Source organism: Acinetobacter ihumii (assembly GCF_900625095.1).
Classification (GTDB): domain Bacteria; phylum Pseudomonadota; class Gammaproteobacteria; order Pseudomonadales; family Moraxellaceae; genus Acinetobacter; species Acinetobacter ihumii.
This window is the reverse complement of sequence record NZ_LR130760.1, coordinates 1,207,696-1,224,759: the sequence shown is the minus strand read 5'-3', so window position 1 is coordinate 1,224,759 and position 17,064 is coordinate 1,207,696. Positions and strand designations below refer to the sequence as shown.

Sequence of the window (17,064 nt, the reverse complement as noted above, 5' to 3'; positions counted from 1 at the left end):
GTACTGGAAAATGCTGATGAAGTTCATTTTCCTAAAAGTGTATGTAAAGCTGCATATTTTATGCAGCTTTTTTGTGTTTTGATGATCGGGATAAGTCCTATGTCACAATACATATATACCTTATATTCTATGAAAAATATGATCATGTGAGCATTGAGGGTGGCATATTGATTGCTTTGCCTATCATCAGATCAAGCATGCTTTTAAAGTGTATTCAAATAAATTTTCACTTTAATACATGCAACATGAGCACATCGTATGCTTAAACTTTTAGTAGGGACTTTGTTATGTCAACTCCGACCTCTTCAGTGGGCGTATTAGAACGCTTATTTAAATTAAGTGAAAATAAAACAAGCTTTAGAACTGAAGTGCTTGCGGGTGTAACTACATTTTTGACCATGTGTTACATCATTATTGTCAATCCGTTGATTCTTGCTGAAACCGGTATGGATCATGGTGCGGTTTTTGTTGCGACCTGTTTGGCTGCGGCAATTGGCTGTCTGGTTATGGGGCTAATCGCCAATTATCCAATTGCATTGGCACCGGGTATGGGACTGAATGCATATTTTACCTATTCTGTGTGTTTGGGAATGGGGGTTCCTTGGCAAACAGCATTGGCCGCAGTTTTTGTCTCTGGACTGGTTTTTCTGGCAATTAGTTTTCTTAAAATTCGTGAAGCCATTGTGAATGCCATTCCGATGTCACTCAAATTTGCAATTGGTGGCGGTATTGGTTTATTCCTTGCGCTGGTTGCTTTGAAAAATGCAGGAATTATTGTTGATAATCCAGCGACGCTGGTTGGTTTGGGCGATTTAAAATCCCCGAGTGTACTTTTGGCTTTCTTGGGGTTATTGATTATTGTGGTATTGCATCACTTTAAAGTTCGTGGCGCCATTATTATCAGTATTCTTGCAATTACTGCTATTTCAACTGTGATGGGAATTAACCAATTTAAAGGCGTGGTGGGTGAAATTCCTTCATTAGCACCGACCTTTATGCAAATGAATTTTGAAGGCTTATTTACTGCAAGTTTAATTGGGGTAATTTTCGTATTTTTCTTGGTCGATTTATTCGATAGTACAGGTACTTTGGTGGGTGTGTCGCATCGTGCTGGTTTGTTGATAGATGGTAAGTTACCACGTTTAAAGAAAGCATTATTTGCGGATTCCACTGCAATTGTAGCAGGGGCAGCATTAGGCACATCATCGACCACACCGTATATTGAATCAGCTTCTGGCGTGGCTGCGGGTGGACGTACTGGTTTAACTGCGGTTGTCGTTGCATGTCTGTTTCTGGTGTGTTTGTTCCTTGCACCGCTTGCTCAGTCTGTACCGGGTTTTGCTACGGCTCCAGCACTTTTATTTGTTGGGGTGTTAATGATTCATGGAATTACCAATATTGATTGGGATGATATTACCGAAGCGGTTCCTGCCTTTTTAACGATTGTATTTATGCCATTTACCTATTCAATTGCTGATGGTATTGCGATGGGTTTTATTAGTTATGCGTTGGTAAAATTATTGACAGGTAAAGCAAAAACAGTCCCTTATATGGTCTGGATTATTGCTGCACTGTGGGTATTTAAATTTGCAGCATTTGGTGGTTAATTGTTGTGTTGAAAAAAAAGGGTGCAGAGCAGATGCCTGCACCCTTTGTTATTTTGGAGTTGATATGAATCAGATTGAGTTAATTCGCGCTTTACCAAAAGCAGAATTACATGTGCATATTGAGGGAACATTTGAGCCCGAATTGATGTTTGAGATTGCACAGCGCAATCATATTCAAATTCCGTATCAATCTGTTGAAGAAATTAAGCAAGCCTATAATTTTCATAATTTACAGTCTTTCTTGGATATTTATTATGCAGGAGCAAATGTGCTACTGCATGAACAAGATTTTTATGATCTGGCTTGGGCGTATTTTGAAAAATGTGCAGCGGATCATGTGGTTCATACAGAAATGTTTTTTGATCCACAAACGCATACCGAGCGTGGAGTTGAATTTGCAACGGTACTGAATGGTTTAAAACGCGCTTGTGTAGATGCAAAAATAAAATTTGGTATTAGTTCTCAACTCATTATGTGTTTCCTGCGTCATTTAAGCGAAGAAGATGCACTAAAAACTCTTGAGCAAGCATTGCCATTTAAAGACGATATTATTGCGGTTGGATTAGATTCAAGTGAAGTTGGCCATCCACCTTCTAAGTTTGAACGTGTGTTTGCTAAAGCACGCGAAGCAGGGTTCTTAATTGTCGCACATGCAGGTGAAGAAGGGCCGCCAGAATATATCTGGGAGGCTTTGGATCTGCTTCAGGTGAATCGTATTGATCATGGTGTGCGTTCGGAAGAAGATCCAGCCTTATTACAACGTTTGATTGATGAGAAAATGCCTTTAACCGTCTGCCCATTAAGTAATTTAAAACTTTGTGTGGTCGATGATATGGCTGAACATAATATTCATCGTTTGCTGAAACAGGGCGTGCATGTCACCATTAACTCTGACGATCCATCTTATTTTGGGGGTTATATGAACGATAACTTCATTGCAGTTCATGAAGCGCTGGATTTGTCTCATGAGGAACTGAAACAATTGGCAATCAACTCATTTGAAGCATCATTTATAGATGCAAGTGAAAAACAAAAATGGATTAAAACAATTCATCAATTGTCTTAATTCTCGTGACTTATTCAATAAAAAACGCATCAAAAATGATGCGTTTTTTATTGCTTGATTCAGCATTATGATTTGGGCTGTTTAGTCATACTGATCAATACATGATCTTTATCAACGAAATGATGTTTAAGTGCTGCCAAAATATGCCCTACTACCAACAAACCTGCAAACCATGACAAATAAATGTGTATCGGTTTAACGATTGCCATCACGTCAGGATTTTCACCAATCAACTGCGGAATATTAAACAAGTAAAGTACGGGTGCTGGATGTCCTGCGCTCCAACTAAATAAACAACCTGTAATCGGCAAAGCCAACAAAATAAAATACAACGCTAAATGACCTGCATGCGCTAAAGTCTTCATGAATGGCGACATGCTATCAGGGAGTTGCGGTGCGGGGTGCGTGTATCGCCAAAAGAGACGAATCATCACTAGGAAAATAATCGTTGTTGCAATGTTTTTGTGCAACGTAATGACATCGCCTTTAAAACTACCATCAGTATCGTAGCTTAAAAAATTACCACTATAAAAACCAATCAACCATGCTGTTATAAAAATAATAGCCATGATCCAGTGCAAATATTGTGCTGTTCGAGTGTAATACTGGCTAGAATTCGGCATAAAACGTTCTTTCAATTGCTGATTATGCCGCGAGCATAAATCACAACGAGACACTATAAAACTGGTCTGCCGTAACGAAGCGTTGTTTTATTGGAACGATACCATCGCTTTTAGAGTCAGGATGGTGGCTGTAATTTCAGGCTAATCGGATAATTTTGTGAAATTTTTGATTCCAACACTGCTCATGTTTAGGCAAAATAGCAGCAAATTTAATAAAGGAAATTATGATGAATAAAGCTTTTGTTCTTTGTTTACCGGTCATATTGGCTTTTTCTGGTTGTGCAACAGATGGCTCAATGAATGGCACATCTGCAAATACCACTGAGCAGTTAGGTATGACCGCATTAAAAATTGCGGTGAATGCAAAATGTTTAAATGAAATCAATACAATTCCTGCTTGGCAAACAGCGTCTAGACTGATGACAGCAGAGCAAAAACAGGACATTCAAACTGAAATTTGTGGCTGTGTGAGTGAAAAAGCACCGTATAGTGTGACCGCAGCAGATGTGGCAACAGCCACCTTTGATCCAAATGCACGTGCAGCCATGGTAGGGCAAGTAGTTTCTAAAACAGTGACTGCTTGTGTGAATGAAACCTTTCAACAAAATTTAGTGAAATAAACCATTATGATTGCAGGTGTGGATGAGGCAGGGCGAGGACCATTAGTCGGTTCAGTGGTTGCTGCTGCTGTGATTTTAGATCCGAATAAGCCAATTGAAGGTTTAAATGATTCTAAAAAACTGACTGAAAAGAAACGTGAACAACTATTTATCGAAATTCAGGAAAAAGCTTTAGCGTGGTCGATTGCTGAAGCGACACACAGTGAAATTGATCAATTAAATATTTTACAGGCAACTTTTTTAGCCATGAATCGTGCTGTCGATGGTTTGCACTTAGCACCGAGCAAAGTATTGGTTGATGGTAATCAGATTCCAAAAGGCATTTGTGTGAGCTGTGAAGCAATTGTAGGAGGGGATGCCAGCCATGCAGAAATTAGTGCGGCGAGTATCTTGGCAAAAGTGACACGTGATCGACAAATGAAAGAGCTGGACGACAAATATCCTGTATTTGGTTTTGCCAAACATAAAGGTTATCCAACTAAAGCACATTTTGAAGCGATTGCGAATCATGGTGTGATTGACGAGCATCGTCGTAGTTATGCACCTGTTAAAAAAGCACTGGGTCTTTTATAAATACTGTTTTAAAAATATTTAAAGCGGCTAGTGAGCCGCTTTAATGAAAAGAAACACATCTTCTTAACGATTAAAATTGTTTTGAGAAAAATTATCGTCTTCAAACGAAGGTTGATAATCTTGATCAAGATGTTGAAGGTGTTCATGCATGGCACGTTCGTGTTGAATACGCTGGTAGATTTCTTCACGGTGCACAGATACTTCTTTTGGCGCATTTACACCAATACGAACCTGATTACCTTTAACGCCAAGCACAGTTACACTGACTTGATCCCCAATCATTAATGTTTCTCCGACACGACGGGTCAGAATCAGCATGTTTATCTCCTTGCTAAAACGCTAAACCTGCGAGAGTGGTTTAAAAAACCGAAAGTACAACCTCACAACTAGCTAAATATTTAACAGAATCAATAAAAAGAGTGATATATTTAAAGATACTGCTCAAAATTCTACTAGATATACGCCTGTTAATATAACAGAGCCACTATAGAAAAAACTACAGTGGCTCTAGTTTTTTGGCACAATTTGTTGAAAAGTGATCTAATTCACAGTTTGTTTGGTCAAAGTTTATGCACGAGCACTACTTTCGCCGTGTTCACGATCTAGACCGAATGCAGTATGTAAAGTACGTACAGCCAATTCTAAATAGTTCTCTTCAATAAGCACTGAAATTTTAATTTCAGAAGTTGAAATCATCAGGATATTGATACTTTCATCAGCAAGCGCAATAAACATTTTGCTGGCAACGCCTGCATGTGAACGCATACCAACACCCACGATGGATACTTTAACGATATCATCACGAGTTGCGACTTCACGTGCACCAATATTCGCTGCTGTTTCTTTTAGAATCTTTTCAGCTTTGGCAAGATCACCACGATTGACGGTGAAGGTGAAATCAGTTGTTCCATCTTCTTCGACATTCTGGATAATCATGTCAACTTCGATGTTTGCAGCACTGATCGGAGCTAAAATTTTAGCAGCAACACCCGGCTCATTCGATACACCTAAGATGGTGAGTTTGGCTTCGTCACGGTTAAATGCGATACCTGAGATAATAGGTTGTTCCATGTTGTCTTCCGCCTCAGTCGTAATTAATGTACCTACGTTTTGTTTAAAGTCTTCATCAAATGCACCATCATCATCATTGTCAAAACTAGACAATACACGCAGTGGAACCTGATATTTACCTGCAAATTCAACGGAACGAATTTGAAGGACTTTAGAGCCTAAAGAGGCCATTTCCAGCATTTCTTCAAAAGAAATGCGATCCACTTTTTTGGCTTTTGGCGCAACACGTGGGTCAGTGGTATAAACACCATCTACATCGGTGTAAATCTGGCATTCATCCGCTTTTAATGCGGCTGCCAATGCAACGCCTGTGGTGTCTGAACCGCCACGACCAAGCGTTGTGGTATTACCTTCGTCATCAACACCCTGAAAACCTGCAACAACCAGTACACGACCAACATCAAGATCGGCTGTCATCACGTCGGTATCAATCGCTTCAATACGCGCTTTGTTGTAGGCACTGTCGGTTCTGATTCCAACCTGACGACCTGTGTAGGATTTAGCTTCTACACCAATCGAATTGAGTGCCATTGCTAACATGGAAATCGTCACCTGTTCACCTGTAGACACCATTTGGTCTAACTCACGTGGATCAGGTGTTTCAGTAATGGCTTTGGCAAGTGCAAGCAAACGGTTGGTTTCACCGCTCATTGCAGAAACCACCACTACAACCTTGTGGCCGTGATCATGCCAACGCTTCACACGACGAGCAACATTTAAAATGCGCTCAGGAGTCCCCATTGAGGTCCCGCCATATTTCTGTACGATTAATGCCATAGTTGTTCCATATAAGCCATGACCCTGAGAGGCTTAATTCAGAGTCAGTTACACAAAAGTGAAGTCTTAGTGCTGTTCAAGCCAGACAGGGAGAGCTGTCATAACCTGTTCAAACTTCTCGTTTAGTGGCGCGCCACCTTGTGCTAAGTCAGGTTTACCACCACCTTTACCACCAAGTTCGGTTGCAAGATGTTTGATGATATCGCCTGCTTTTAGATGTGCCGTATATTGTTTGGCAACTGATGCAATCAGACTGACTTTGTCGTCTTCAACACCGGCCAATACAATCACAGCATTCTCTAATTTTGATTTCACACTGTCATGCAGGTTGCGAAGTGATTTCGCATCCATGTTTTGAACAGTGGTGATCAGGGTAGAACGACCTGCAACGGTTTGAACTTGGCTTAAAAGTTCAGCCGCCTGAAAGTTTGCTAACTTTTGGTTGAGCTGTTCAATTTGCTTTTGCAAAGCTGAGGTATGTTCTACCGCAGCCTGAACACGTTCTACTGTTTGATCTTTTTGTGCTTTTAATAAGCTATTGATCTGTTGGATGTCAGTGTCGGATTTTTGTACCACTTCAAGTGCTTTAGTACCTGTGACCGCTTCAATACGACGTATACCTGCAGCCACACCACCTTCGGACGTGATTTTAAATAGACCAATATCACCTGTACGTTGGACGTGAATACCGCCACACAGTTCAATTGAGAAGTTGCGCTCGTCGATCACGGAACCCATGGAAAGTACGCGAACTTCATCACCATACTTTTCACCAAATAGCATCATTGCGCCTTTGGCTTTGGCCGATTCTATATCGAGCACTTCAACGCCAACAGGAGTATTGGCAATCACTTCACGATTCACCAATTGTTCTACTTGTTGCAATTGTTCAAAAGTTACAGGTTGGTCATTGGCAAAGTCGAAACGTAAAATATCGCTGGCAACCAATGAACCTTTTTGTTGAACATGCGTGCCTAAAATTTGACGTAGTGCAGCATGTAGGAGGTGAGTCGCTGAGTGATTACGTGCAGTTGCCGCACGAATATCTGCTTTCACAATCGCGTCTACATGTTGAGTTGCTTTTAAGCTACCCATGGTCACGATACCCTGATGAACAAATGCACCACCCGATTTTTTGGTATCTTGAACTTCAAAAATACCTGTATCGTTTTTGAAAATACCCGTATCGCCAATCTGACCACCGCTTTCTGCATAGAAAGGGGTTTGATTAAGCACGATTAAGGCTTCATCACCTTCAACCACTTCTTCGACTTGTTCGCCATCTTTATAGATAGCAATGATTTGACCCTGACCCGCAGTAGCATCATAGCCGTCAAATTGGGTTTCGCCATCAACTTTAACGATACTGTTATAATCGACAGCAAATTTACCTGCGTCACGTGCGCGGCGACGTTGTGCTTCCATTTCGCGTTCAAAACCGATTTCATCAATTTCTAAGTCACGTTCGCGGGCAATATCAGCGGTTAAATCGGTTGGGAAGCCGTAAGTGTCATACAGTTTAAATACGGTTTCACCCGGGATCACTTTGCCAGAAAGTTGCGCAAGTTCACCTTCCAGCAGTTTTAAACCTTGTTCTAATGTTTTGGCAAATTGTTCTTCTTCTTTAATTAAAGTCGCTTCAATACGTGCCTGAGCATTTTTAAGTTCAGGGTAAGCCTCACCCATAACATCGATTAAAGGCTGAAGCATTTTATAGAAGAATGTACCTGTTGCGCCGAGCTTATTACCATGACGTACTGCACGACGAATAATACGACGTAACACATAACCACGACCTTCATTGGATGGGTTTACACCATCGGCGATCAGGAAGCAGCAAGAACGCGCATGATCCGCCACAACACGAAGTGACGGTTGCCCTTCATCTTTAACGCCAATAATTTCACATGCAGATTTGATCAGATGTTGGAATAGATCAATGTCATAGTTGGAATTGACATGTTGTAAGACTGCGCTAATCCGTTCCAAGCCCATGCCTGTATCAACAGAAGGGGCTGGAAGAGGATGCAATACACCATCCGCAGTACGATTGAACTGCATAAAGACGTTGTTCCAGATTTCAATAAAACGATCGCCATCTTCTTCAGGTGTACCCGGCAAACCACCCCAGATATGATCACCGTGGTCAAAGAAAATTTCAGAACAAGGTCCACATGGCCCAGTATCACCCATTGCCCAGAAGTTATCCGATGCGTATTTTTCGCCTTTATTATCACCAATACGAATAATGCGTTCAGGCGCTAAACCAATTTCTTTGTTCCAGATGTCATAGGCTTCATCATCGGTATGATAAACCGTGACATAAAGTTTATCTTTCGGTAGGCCTAACCATTGTTCGCTAGTTAAAAAGTCCCACGCAAATTTGAGCGCATTTTGTTTGAAATAATCACCAAAAGAGAAATTACCGAGCATTTCAAAAAAAGTATGATGACGCGCGGTATAACCGACATTATCCAGATCGTTATGTTTACCACCAGCACGTACGCATTTTTGTGATGAAACCGCACGGACATAATCACGTTTTTCCAGTCCTAAGAAACAATCTTTAAACTGGTTCATGCCGGCATTGGTAAACAGAAGAGTGGGGTCGTTGGCGGGTACAAGTGAACTCGACGCGACACGTGTGTGGCCTTGCGATTCAAAATAACGCAAAAAAGCTTCACGAATTTCAGCAGATGTCATAAAACGAGTACTCACAACCAAGTCACTCCATAAATTCAAATAGGCTATATGCAGACAGCAGACCGTTTAAATAAAAACGATAAAGGATGAATGCGTGGCGTAGATTTCAAAAGCGCCAAATTATAACGGAAAAACCCTGTACAACCAATGATTTTACCGAGAAATGATGACAATTCTATGCAATAGTTTTGTCAGTAATTGTCAGAATTCTTGATTAAAAATCGAGTAAATTTCCATAAAGTCTCTATTTGCAAAGACAATACAACTGAAATTAATAAAATTTTATAAGAAAGTTGATGGCTGTTGATTGGTTAAAAAATAACAAACTCGTCGAAACACGCGATGGAATTGTATCATCGGGATAATCAATGTTTTAACATAGGGCCAGATCGCTTATAGAAAAGGATAAATCATGCAACGTATCGCCATTAATGGATTTGGTCGAATTGGCCGAAATGTATTACGTGCATGGTTTGAAAATCCTAAACAGTTCAACTTTGATATTGTGGCGATCAATGACATTGCGGACGTCGAAACACTAGTGCATTTGTTTAAATATGACACCACACATGGTCGTTTTCATGGCGATGTGACAATCAATGTTGAAAATGAAAAGATTATCTTACATATCCGAGCGTTTGGTCGTGAACTCGCAGTTCAGGTTTTTCGTGAGGAAGCCCCTGAAAATCTGTCATGGAAAGCATTGGATATTGATGTGGTTTTAGAATGTACAGGCTTATTCCGCTCACATGCCGATGCAATTCGACATGTGGATGCAGGGGCGAAGCGCGTCATTATTGGTGCTGCGCCATTTGATCAAGTCGATGCCGCGATTGTGTATGGTGTGAATCAATCTGAAGTCAAAACTACAGACCGCATTATTTCTAGTGTCTCGTGTACCACGCAAGCTCTAGTGCCCTTGGTGAAAATCATTGATGATGCATTTGGTATTGAAACTGCACTGATGACGGAAATTCATGCCGTGACGGCAGATCAGTCGGTACTCGATCACGCACATCGTGATTTACGCCGTGCCCGTGCTTCGGGTCAAAATATTATTCCGACCACATCTAGTGCATTAAATGCATTGAAAAGAGTGATGCCTAAAATGGAAAACCGAATTGATGGTTATTCGATTCGAGTCCCAACGATTAATGTAGCAGCAATTGATCTTAGTTTTGTCTCGCAAAATCCAATCCATGTACACCATTTGAATGAAGTATTAATCAGAGCTGCGAAACATGATTATGCAGATATTATGTCTGTGACAGATGAAGCACTGGTTTCCAGTGATTTTAATCATTCACCCTATTCACTAATTGTCGATTTGACTCAAACCATGGTGGTGGGTCGCCAAGCCAAGGTTTTTGCATGGTATGACAATGAATGGGGCTATGCCAATCGTTTGCTGGATTTGTGTCAATCATTTAATTAAGTTAAGTTGCTCATTGAGGTTGATGCAGAATTTTGGTGCTTTGGCTGCATGCGTAAACTTAAAAGCTAGATACGGTTTTATTGATCATAATGCCTACTTTTAGGCTGTCTTCATCAACATAACTGAACAATACAAGGATGAGGAGATAAATATGTTGGTCTGGTTGTTTATTATCATTTTAATGATTGCGGTCATTATTTTAGTGGTACTTCAATTTCGCAAAGAACAAAATACATTACATGACCAAAGCCAGTATCAGGCACTTGAAGATAAAGTGATCCTGTTAGAAAGTAATTTAAAAAAGACGCTGGAGATTATGCAGGATTTGGCAAAAAATGTTCAGGTTGATCGAGAACTACTCAATCAAACGGTACAAAAATCGAAATTGCTGGAACTGCAAAATGCAGAATTGATTGCCTTACTTACTCAATATGTCGGGCATGCAGAAGATTTTAAACGCATCAATCAGTTTGAAGAAGACGATTTAAAATAATAGGCAAATGAACAGAAAAGTCATAAATCTAATTTTCCTAAAAATCTCAGGTGCATGGCAACAACTATCGTGTTAGACTTAGAGGAATCGGGTGTGCTCCCGATTTTTTTATGCGGATTGATTCCGCCTTGAGCAAATTTTAGGTTTGAAACATGCCGATTTCAGAGACATGGTTGTTACCTGATGGGGTAGCAGATGTATTACCAGAACAAGCGCAAGTAGTAGAGACGCTTCGTCGACATGCACTGGATTTCCTCGCAAGCCGTGGTTATCAATTGGTGTATACCCCATTTATTGAATACATTGAATCGTTGTCTTTATTATCTGAATCAAATCATGATTTGGATTTAGTCACCTTTAAAGTGATTGATCAACTTTCTGGTCGTCTACTTGGTGTTCGTGCTGACATGACTCCACAAGTGGCTCGTATTGATGCTCATGTCCGTTCGATTGAAGGCGTGGCGCGTTATTGTTATGCGGGAACTGTGCTGCATACCAAGCCACAAAACTTTAATTCTTCTCGTGCGCCGCTTCAGCTTGGTGCAGAGCTTTATGGTCATGACAGCATCGAAGCAGATGTGGAAATGATCAATGTCATGTTAGGTCTCATCCAGCAAGCCAACGCTTTAGAAGGCGTTCATCTTGATTTGGGTCATGTTGGACTGTTCCGTAGTCTGGTTGAACGTGCTGGTTTGAGCAAACAGACAGAACAAGATTTATCTGATTTGTATCAACGCAAAGCTCTTCCAGAGCTTGAAGAATTTACTCAAGATTTATCTTTCGGATCCGATTTCTATGCACTGGGTCGTTATGCCAGTGATTTAGATGCGCTTCAACAGCATTTAAGCGATGACGTGTTGAATGATGTTGCATTCCAAAATGCGTTAAACGCGCTAAAAACTACATTCGTCCAAATTCAGGCGCAATGGCCAGAGCTACATATTGGTATTGATGTGGTTGAACTTCGCAGTTATCACTACCACACAGGTTTAATGTACGCCGTTTATGCACCTCATCGCGCTGCACCACTGGCACAGGGTGGACGCTATGATGGAATCGGTGAACATTTTGGTCGTGCACGTCCTGCAACGGGTTTTAGCTGTGATTTATATGCGCTTTGTGCAGGGCAGTTTAAACAGATTGAGACGGTTGTTGCGCCAAATGGGCATGATGAAAATCTGCTTAAAGCAATTGAGCAGGCACGTCAACAGGGCGTCGCTGTGATTCAGTTGTTAGGTCATGACAATTTAAGTTCGGTTCCTTATGCAACACACCAACTGGTCAATGCAAACGGTACATGGCAGGTCGAAAAGATTTAAGGGTTTATTTGTCAGACATGCGCAGCAAATAAACGTTCAATTTTAACAGCATGATGTAATGAGGCTATTATGGGCAAAAATGTTGTGGTACTTGGTACCCAATGGGGCGACGAAGGTAAAGGTAAAATCGTCGACCTGCTCACAGATCAGGCGGCAGCTGTAGTTCGTTATCAAGGCGGACACAATGCAGGTCATACTCTTGTCGTAGGTGGAAAGAAGACTGTTTTACACCTCATTCCATCAGGTATTTTACGTGATAACGTATTGTGCTTAATTGGGAATGGTGTGGTGCTGTCTCCAGCTGCTCTCATTGAAGAAATGGATATTTTGGAAAAAGAAGGCGTTCCAGTCAAAGAACGTTTACGTATTTCTCCAAACTGTCCTTTGATTTTGCCAAACCATATTGCACTGGATCAGGCGCGTGAGAAAAAACGTGGCAATGCCAAAATTGGCACAACTGGTCGTGGTATTGGCCCAGCGTATGAAGACAAAGTAGCTCGCCGTGCGGTACGTGTGGCGGACTTGGTTCGTGGTGGTGCTGCACTTGAAGAAAAACTTCAGGAAATGCTTGAGCTACATAACTTTCAATTGACTCAATTTTACGGTGTAGACGCGGTTAAATTTGAAGATGTTTTGGCACTGTGTAATCAATGGCGTGAAGTTTTGGCTCCATTAATTGTTGATGTCACTCAAGTTTTGCATGACTATCGTAAAGATGGTAAAGCCATCATGTTTGAAGGTGCGCAAGGGTCTTTACTTGACATCGATCATGGTACTTATCCATTTGTGACCAGCTCAAACACTACTGCGGGTGGTGTAAGTTCGGGTTCAGGTATGGGTCCATTACATTTAGATTATGTATTAGGCATTACCAAAGCTTATACCACTCGTGTAGGTGCAGGTCCTTTCCCAACCGAATTGCATTATGATGCGGCAACGGATACAGGTGACGCGATTGGTCGTCATTTGGGTACAGTAGGGCATGAGTTTGGTGCTTCGACTGGCCGTCAGCGTCGTTGTGGCTGGTTTGATGCTGAAATTCTACGCCGTTCCGTTGATGTTAACTCATTGTCTGGTATTTGCTTGACCAAACTTGACGTATTGGACGGTTTGGAAGAAGTCAAAATCTGTGTCGGTTACGAAAATACCGATTCAGGTTGTGTGGGTTCTTCTGATGCGATTTCATTTGAAAGTTTAAAACCAATTTATGAAACCATGCCAGGTTGGTCTGATTCAACAGTAGGATTGACCAGTGTTGATCAACTTCCAGCAAATGCTTTGGCTTATGTGAAGCGTATTGAGCAATTGATTGAATGTCCAATTGATATTATTTCAACCGGACCAGATCGTGCTGAAACTATTGTGTTACGTCATCCATTTTCAGCATAATCCATCGTTTTTACGACTAAAGAAAGCACCTATTTAGGTGCTTTTCTTTTATGATCAAATTGATTTTATACAAAAGGGAAATCCTGTTCGGCATGAAGCTTCAACCTCAAATTGCACAAACGATTTTTTATTCTCTCTTATTTGCAATTGGTGGTGCACCCACGATTGCGATGTGGATTATTGCTTTACAGACTCAGGATCCGCATTTATTTATGGCGGCTTTTATGGGTTTGACCGTTATCATTGCCTGTGTAATTGTGCCCTTGATCTTGCTGCAAAATGCATATTTGCTATTCAAACGGAATGATTCAAATCTTGAAGACAAAGTTAAGCCCTTGTTACGTTTCTATTTTATTGTGAATATCATTTGTTTAATTTCATGGATTTTATTTATTTTTAGGTAGAATTACACAAATGTAATGATATTTATATAACGCAGTTCCAACATTTATCTATAATGCACGTCAAAACAGTGAGTTAAGTCGTTTTGCCCTGAGAGGAGTAGTTTTGATGAATAAAAAAATAGTGATAAGTTTTTTAACCGCAACAATGATGACACTTGGCGGTTGTACAACATTTGCTGATATGGCAGGGGCCGATTCTGCAACACTGAACGCCACAGCCGCTCAAGGCTTTAGCAAGATGACAGCAGAAGCACGGCAAAAAAGACAACTTGATACATCGTCTACGACTTATCGTAGAATTAATACAGTGATGCAACGTTTAATACCGTATGCAAATCAGATGAACCAGACTGGTCAACCGTTTCAGTGGCAATTGGCTGTAATTAAATCGGATACGGTCAATGCCTATGTTGCTCCCGGCGGTAAGGTTGTGTTTTATACCGGGATTGTCAATAAGCTCAACCTGAGTGATGCTGAAATTGCGGCGGTAATGGGACATGAAATGACGCATGCACTTGAAGAGCATGCAAAAAGTAAGATCGGTGCAGAAGCACTGACAGGTTTGGCACTCAATATTGGTAAAGCTTATGCAGGTGATAGCATCGGGCAATTAGGCTCTGCTGCATTGGATTTAGGCAGTCAAGTGGGTGTGGGTTTGCCGTACTCTCGTAATCTGGAAAGTCGCGCCGACTTTGGCGGTTTAATGATCATGGCAAAAGCGGGTTATAATCCACAGGCTGCGATTAGCCTTTGGGAAAAAATGAATAAATTAGATGGAGCAGGTGCAGGACCATCATTCTTATCAACACACCCTTCAAATGCACAACGCATTAATGATATGCGCAAAAATCTGCCAGCCGCCATGGCGGTCTATAATAATCGCCGTTAATTTTATTCAAGGTTAGAGACAGAAAATAGGACGCCTAATGGCATCCTATTTTTATTTTTTAAGGTGCAGGGTTGGGTTGTTGGGTATGAATATCTTCTATCCCTTTTAACACTGCCTCATCCAGCGTAATGTCGAAAGCCTGAATATTTTCTTTTAACTGGTCCAGATTGGTCGCCCCAATAATAGTACTACTGACAAAGAATTGTTGTTTGATGAAAGCCAGTGCCATTTGGGTTAGAGTCAAACCATGCTTTTCAGCCAATTGCGCATATTGTTCGGTTGCCCATTCGCTTTGCGGATTACTGTAGCGGGTAAACCGTGAAAACAACGTTACCCGAGCATTGGCTGGACGTGCCCCGTGACGAAATTTACCTGTTAAATAGCCAAAAGCCAACGGTGAATAGGCAAGCAGTCCAACACCTTCAAACTTTGCAATTTCAGACATGCCAATTTCATAGGTTCGATTTAAGAGACTATAAGGGTTTTGCACACTGACGAATTTATCGACGCCCAGTTTTTCAGCAAGTTGAAGAAACTTCATGGTTCCCCATGGTGTTTCATTGGATAGACCAATATGACGGATGCGTCCACGATCAATTTCCTTTTGTAAAGCCAATAAGGTGTGTTGCATGGCTTCAATTTCATAATCTGTAGCAGCCTCTGCATTGGCGAAACCTAAACTACCAAAGAAGTTGGTATGACGTTCTGGCCAGTGGAGTTGGTATAGATCAATATAATCGGTCTGTAAGCGCTTCAAAGAGCCATCGAGAGCTTGTTCAATATGTTGGCCAAATTGAGTTTTGCCTTCACGGATATGACTGCCGCCAAAACCCGGCCCTGCAATTTTAGAGGCTAAAAAAACTTGGTCACGCCCAGCATGTTGTGCAAACCAATTCCCGATAATAGTTTCTGTTGCGCCATAGGTTTCAGGTTTGGGTGGAACCGAATACATTTCTGCGGTATCCCAGAAATACAAACCATTTTCAAGCGCATAGTTCAATTGCTCAAAAGCTTCTGGTTGAGAGTTTTGTTCACCAAAGGTCATGGTGCCTAAACAAATTTCAGGAACCTGAAGACCTGAATCGCCCAATGCATGATATTGCATAACCTGATCCTTAAATTTGATTGAAAAGTGTCATTTTTGAACTTAAATGATTTGCTTTAAGCTGTGTGTATGTTTTTGTACTTTAAATATTTTTCATAAAAAAAAGCAAACGATTAAGTTTGCTTTTCTTATCAGATAAACAGATATCTTATTCTTCGTCATCGAAATCGGTATCATTTAAAGAATTCTCTTCCAATGATGCATCAAAAATCAGAATTGCTTTTCCATCTGTTTCAATCATGCCTTGTTCTTCAAGCGTTTTTAGAACTCGGCCAACCATTTCACGCGAACAACCTACGATACGCCCAATCTCTTGACGAGTAATACGGATCTGACGTCCATTAGGTAAAATCATGGCTTCTGGTTGAGCAGATAAGTCGATCAGGCAGCGCGCAATACGACCAGATACATCAATAAAAGCTAAATCGGTGACTTTACGTGTCGTATTTTTCAGGCGACGTACCAATTGAGCAAATACGGCATAGCTTAAATCGGGATATTGCTTACTGAGTTCATGGAAATTGTCATATGAAATTTCAGCAATTTCACAGACATCACGAGTACGTACTTCTGCCGTACGTTGTGGATTTGCTTCAAAGAGACCCATTTCCCCAAAAAAGTCCCCAGGATTTAAATAAGCAACCACAATTTCACGTTCATCATCTTCACGTAAAATAATTGAAACAGAACCCTTCAAAATCAGGTAAAGCGACTTTGATTCAGTTCCTGCGTCAACAATCGTCGTGCGTTTTGGATAGCGATTAATATGTGCACGTTTTAACAGTGCTTTGACTGACTCGGGTAATTGACCTGGAGACAAAGCATCAGTGCTAAGTTGTGAAAAATTTGACGTCATGCTTAAGTTTTCCAATTAGGATAAATAAAAAAAGATCGCACAAGACCTAAATGAGCGTATTCACACACAAGAGATGAAATTCCTTATCAACTCATTTTATGCTAGTGTACAAGAACTCTGTAAATTTATAATTT

16 protein-coding genes are annotated in these 17,064 nt (G+C 40.9%); 10 read left to right on the top strand and 6 right to left on the bottom strand.

What is annotated here, in order from left to right; translation table 11 throughout:
- Positions 1 to 287 precede the first annotated feature (287 nt).
- Positions 288 to 1,607, top strand: coding sequence for an NCS2 family permease (locus E0D95_RS05720; RefSeq protein ID WP_130802988.1), 1,320 nt, complete (start codon positions 288 to 290; stop codon positions 1,605 to 1,607).
- Positions 1,608 to 1,671: 64 nt separating this feature from the next.
- Complete coding sequence (locus tag E0D95_RS05715; RefSeq protein ID WP_130802987.1) at positions 1,672 to 2,673, top strand: adenosine deaminase; 1,002 nt, start codon at positions 1,672 to 1,674, stop codon at positions 2,671 to 2,673.
- Positions 2,674 to 2,738: 65 nt separating this feature from the next.
- Here E0D95_RS05715 and E0D95_RS05710 read toward each other — a convergent pair whose 3' ends face one another.
- On the bottom strand, positions 2,739 to 3,296 hold the full coding sequence (locus tag E0D95_RS05710) for a cytochrome b (RefSeq protein WP_130802986.1): 558 nt from the start codon (positions 3,294 to 3,296) through the stop codon (positions 2,739 to 2,741).
- A 227-nt stretch (positions 3,297 to 3,523) separates the two neighbouring features.
- Here E0D95_RS05710 and E0D95_RS05705 point away from each other — a divergent pair, with 227 nt between their 5' ends.
- Both E0D95_RS05705 and rnhB read left to right on the top strand, forming a co-directional pair.
- Positions 3,524 to 3,916, top strand: coding sequence for a hypothetical protein (locus E0D95_RS05705; RefSeq protein ID WP_130802985.1), 393 nt, complete (start codon positions 3,524 to 3,526; stop codon positions 3,914 to 3,916).
- Positions 3,917 to 3,919: 3 nt separating this feature from the next.
- The gene (gene rnhB / locus E0D95_RS05700; protein WP_130802984.1) at positions 3,920 to 4,489 is read left to right on the top strand and encodes a ribonuclease HII; all 570 of its coding nucleotides are present in this window, start codon (positions 3,920 to 3,922) and stop codon (positions 4,487 to 4,489) included.
- A 63-nt stretch (positions 4,490 to 4,552) separates the two neighbouring features.
- Here rnhB and csrA read toward each other — a convergent pair whose 3' ends face one another.
- From csrA to alaS, 3 genes are all read right to left on the bottom strand, one after another.
- Complete coding sequence (gene csrA / locus E0D95_RS05695; protein ID WP_004989721.1) at positions 4,553 to 4,807, bottom strand: carbon storage regulator CsrA; 255 nt, start codon at positions 4,805 to 4,807, stop codon at positions 4,553 to 4,555.
- Between the two features lie 249 nt (positions 4,808 to 5,056).
- On the bottom strand, positions 5,057 to 6,337 hold the full coding sequence (locus E0D95_RS05690) for an aspartate kinase (RefSeq protein WP_130802983.1): 1,281 nt from the start codon (positions 6,335 to 6,337) through the stop codon (positions 5,057 to 5,059).
- Positions 6,338 to 6,403: 66 nt separating this feature from the next.
- Positions 6,404 to 9,040, bottom strand: a complete 2,637-nt coding sequence (alaS, locus tag E0D95_RS05685; protein WP_130804841.1) for an alanine--tRNA ligase — start codon at positions 9,038 to 9,040, stop codon at positions 6,404 to 6,406.
- Between the two features lie 412 nt (positions 9,041 to 9,452).
- Between alaS and E0D95_RS05680 the strand changes: the two genes are divergently transcribed.
- The 6 genes from E0D95_RS05680 to E0D95_RS05655 all read left to right on the top strand — a co-directional run bounded on the left by E0D95_RS05680 (position 9,453) and on the right by E0D95_RS05655 (position 14,969).
- On the top strand, positions 9,453 to 10,475 hold the full coding sequence (locus E0D95_RS05680; RefSeq protein ID WP_130802982.1) for a type I glyceraldehyde-3-phosphate dehydrogenase: 1,023 nt from the start codon (positions 9,453 to 9,455) through the stop codon (positions 10,473 to 10,475).
- 151 nt (positions 10,476 to 10,626) lie between these two features.
- A complete protein-coding gene (locus tag E0D95_RS05675) occupies positions 10,627 to 10,968 on the top strand; it encodes a hypothetical protein (protein WP_130802981.1) in 342 nt (113 codons plus the stop codon).
- A gap of 152 nt (positions 10,969 to 11,120) precedes the next feature.
- Positions 11,121 to 12,287 (top strand): ATP phosphoribosyltransferase regulatory subunit, encoded by a 1,167-nt coding sequence (locus E0D95_RS05670; protein WP_130802980.1) that lies wholly within the window; start codon positions 11,121 to 11,123, stop codon positions 12,285 to 12,287.
- Positions 12,288 to 12,356: 69 nt separating this feature from the next.
- Positions 12,357 to 13,676, top strand: coding sequence for an adenylosuccinate synthase (locus tag E0D95_RS05665; RefSeq protein ID WP_130802979.1), 1,320 nt, complete (start codon positions 12,357 to 12,359; stop codon positions 13,674 to 13,676).
- Positions 13,677 to 13,768: 92 nt separating this feature from the next.
- Positions 13,769 to 14,080: a hypothetical protein gene (locus tag E0D95_RS05660; RefSeq protein ID WP_130802978.1), complete on the top strand. Its 312-nt coding sequence runs from the start codon at positions 13,769 to 13,771 to the stop codon at positions 14,078 to 14,080.
- A gap of 106 nt (positions 14,081 to 14,186) precedes the next feature.
- Positions 14,187 to 14,969: a M48 family metallopeptidase gene (locus E0D95_RS05655; protein ID WP_130802977.1), complete on the top strand. Its 783-nt coding sequence runs from the start codon at positions 14,187 to 14,189 to the stop codon at positions 14,967 to 14,969.
- A 58-nt stretch (positions 14,970 to 15,027) separates the two neighbouring features.
- Here the strand turns inward: E0D95_RS05655 and E0D95_RS05650 are convergent, their stop codons facing one another.
- Positions 15,028 to 16,074: an NADP(H)-dependent aldo-keto reductase gene (locus tag E0D95_RS05650; protein ID WP_130802976.1), complete on the bottom strand. Its 1,047-nt coding sequence runs from the start codon at positions 16,072 to 16,074 to the stop codon at positions 15,028 to 15,030.
- Positions 16,075 to 16,222: 148 nt separating this feature from the next.
- Positions 16,223 to 16,930, bottom strand: coding sequence for a cAMP-activated global transcriptional regulator CRP (crp, locus tag E0D95_RS05645; RefSeq protein ID WP_120368850.1), 708 nt, complete (start codon positions 16,928 to 16,930; stop codon positions 16,223 to 16,225).
- Between the last annotated feature and the right edge of the window lie 134 nt (positions 16,931 to 17,064).